Source organism: Arcicella sp. (assembly GCF_964672035.1).
Genome location: NZ_CBABQS010000173.1, coordinates 1 through 3,160, shown reverse-complemented (window position 1 = coordinate 3,160; position 3,160 = coordinate 1). Strand labels below are relative to the sequence as shown.

Genomic DNA, 3,160 nt, shown 5'->3' with positions numbered 1-3,160 from the left:
GAACCTTCCGAAGCAAATTCAATGCCTTTATCGTTAATCCAAACGGCTTTACTGACGACTTCGATATCCGTTAAATTATTGTTTTTTAAGTTTAATTTCAGGATTTCCGCAATCTTTGGATCAGCCTCAAAAGCAGTTATTTTTGCATTGGGATATTGCCGTTTAAAAAAAGCAATACTCGAACCAATATTTGCCCCACAATCTAATATAACTGGCTGATTATCAAGAGTTTTAAACTTGTAAAATTGCTCCACAAAAATCTCTTGAAACTGAAAAAGAAACGACATACAATCAGGAACTTGAAAGGTAAATCCTTGAAATTCTATTTGTCGTTCTTCGTAGCGTTTTGCGTCACCATATTTTCTAAATAGGTTCAACAATTCTCTGCTTTCAGGCGTGCGAAATGCGTGATATGGTTCTTTGAATATGTATTTTAAAACAAACATTAGCTACAGTAATTAAACGCTTTTTGATAATTTTCTATCACAACATGAATATTAACTTCATCTCTGATAATTTGTCCAGAATTTAAGCCCATTTTTCGGGTTTTTACTGGGTCAGACAAAAGTACGGTTAATTTTTTAAATAAATCTTGTGCATTTCCATCTTCAAAAATATAGCCATTATAACCGTCTCTGACCAATTTTTTCTCCGTTCCGTCCGCTACCGCACATACGATGGGTTTATCGAAACACATCGCATCGTTAATGGAAAGTCCGCCCATACCTGCTAATACGTACACGAGCGAAGCATTGAAATACTGTCCGAGAATTGTCATTTCATAAACTCCCCCCGTGAACACTACATTTTGTTCAATTTCTAACGCAATTACTTGATTTTTAAGACTTTGCTCTTCTGGTCCAGTTCCAACAATAACTAATTCTGCCGTTGGAAATTGGCTTAAAAGTTGGTTAAAAACATTAATTAACATATCAACTCGTTTCCATTTCACCAATCTACCCACGTGTAAAAGTCTAAGTGAATTTTCGGGTAAAATGGTATTTATGCCTTCAATTTTTGCTTTATCTTCTAAGATTAAATCAGTATCAGGGGAGTTGTAAATGACAAAAATTTTCTCTTTTGGTACACCATAACTACCAAAAATCTCGTAAGCTTCTTCCGTATAATCCACGTGAGCATCCACTAAATTAAAGGCTCTTTGGTAAGAATATTTCAATAAGGAATACTTCAATTTAAAACCCAGACTGTTAGGTTTCAGATTCGTTTGCATGGTTTCAGAAGCCACGCCACCTTTAGCATAATAATCAAGCGCTTCCTTGAATTTGGGAATATTAAAAGGTATCTCTTTGAGAATCAACTTAATCCCCATTTTTCTAATTTTCCAAAGTAGTAGCGGATTATAAACAAATGCTAAAATATAAGGCCAAATGGTAACGATAACATCTGGGCGTTCTTGTTCAATCGTTTCTAAGAAATTCTTGAAAAATGGTTTGCCCCAAAGCGTTTTATATTCTTCTAAAAAGTGAACTTTAAATTCAATCCCATCAAGGCTTTGGTGCACGCCCGAGCCAACTGTTTTACCTCCCGCTTTTGGGGCAATTACCACAATTTCTTGACCATCAATGCGATTCAGACGATTGAGGACTAAATTATAATAATGGGGTAAACCTCCGAAGGTAAATAATATTTTCATGTTTTATTTTTTAAGCAACTTTCTCAAGAATGTTTCAAGCGTTATATTCAAATCTTCCGACACTTTCAGCCACAAAACGCCTCCGCCAAAAATTACTAAAATGGTTGTTGACTTTATAAGAATGGTTAGTAGGGTCAGGAAGAAACTACCTTCAAAATTAGGTAGTAAAAGTGTTATTACGAAAGTAAAAATTCCTAATAAAATCACCTTAATGGTTTGACTTCCAAAAGGTTGTAGATTTATTTTTTGTTTAATGAAGCCAAATTTTATTAGATTATAGACCATTCCAGAAATCAACATGGCTAATGCTGCACCGTTGTAACTATACAAAGGAATTAGGATTAAATTTGCTCCTAACAAAATCACAAATCGAACTACATAAAGCAATAAATCGTATCGAAAATAAGGTGAGTTTTTCAGAATTTCAGAATTCAAGCCCGTTGCCATGTCAAAAAGGCTGTATAAACCAACCATCAAAACGACAAATTTGCCTTTTTGATAGATTTCTGAATGGGGAATAATTTGAAAAATGGAATCAATATTACACCAAATTCCTAAGAACAAAAAAGTACCGACAATCAATAAATTTAGGGCTGATTTTTGATAAATCTCGCCCACGTGTTCGAGGTCATTATTTCGCCAAGATTCCGCCAAAAGTGGGTCACTGATGGATGCAATGGCATTTTTAGGAATGGCAATCACCAATCCAATACTCAAAGCAATGTTGAAAATAGCAGTCCGTTCGAGTCCTCCCGTGTAGGCGGGAAGCATCAATTTTTCAATATGGGGCAGGATTGTTGCCGTTGCACCACCTAACATCGTCCACAAACCATACTGATACATTTCCTTAAAAATGGGTTTTCTAACGAACCTAAAATCAAGTTTAAGATAGAATTTACCTAAGATTTTGATGTAAATTAACAGGAAACAAACCGCCAGAAAATACGCTAAAATAATGCCTAAAATTAGTTGATTGAAAGAAATATACTGAAATCCGAAGAGTAAAGCCAATACCGAATTGGTGGCTTTCAAGAATATTTCTCGGACTATGGCAGGCACAACTATACGGAGATGAACTTTACTATACGTCTCCAAAATGGTTTGATAAATCAAGAAGAAAGTTATGACGGGGAATGTCCAGTAATAATTGACTAACAAGGGTGAATTTTTGATATAAGCTACTTCAAAAGAGGGTTTTAAACCAATATAAACCAATAAAAAAGTAATGAATCCCACAAAAGGGGCAAGTAAAAGATAGCCCAAAAAACCGTTATGTTTCTGTTCAGAATCGGCAAAATGATTGAAAAACCGTACGCCAACATGGGGAGTTCCTAAGTGGGCAAAACCCGCAAAAACCAATGGGAAACTCGTGAGGGCAGTATAAAGTCCTAATTGTTCGGTGGTGAGGAATTTATTATAAAGAAATAGTACGTTGAGCGTACCAATTGCCACGCCTACGTAGGTTACAACCGAATTTTTAATGCTTTGACGAATGATGATGCCCAT

The 3,160-nt window shown here is 35.4% G+C and carries 3 protein-coding genes; all 3 read right to left on the bottom strand.

The features are described from left to right. The coding region (locus tag AC1W31_RS20970; RefSeq protein ID WP_481736456.1) for an FkbM family methyltransferase at positions 1–446 on the bottom strand (446 nt) is incomplete at its 3' end. Beyond that, on the bottom strand, positions 446–1,654 hold the full coding sequence (locus AC1W31_RS20965; RefSeq protein WP_481736455.1) for a glycosyltransferase family 4 protein: 1,209 nt from the start codon (positions 1,652–1,654) through the stop codon (positions 446–448). The genes AC1W31_RS20970 and AC1W31_RS20965, both read right to left, overlap by 1 nt. Before the next feature lie 3 nt (positions 1,655–1,657). After that, on the bottom strand, positions 1,658–3,160 hold a 1,503-nt coding region (locus AC1W31_RS20960; RefSeq protein ID WP_481736454.1), incomplete at its 5' end, for an oligosaccharide flippase family protein.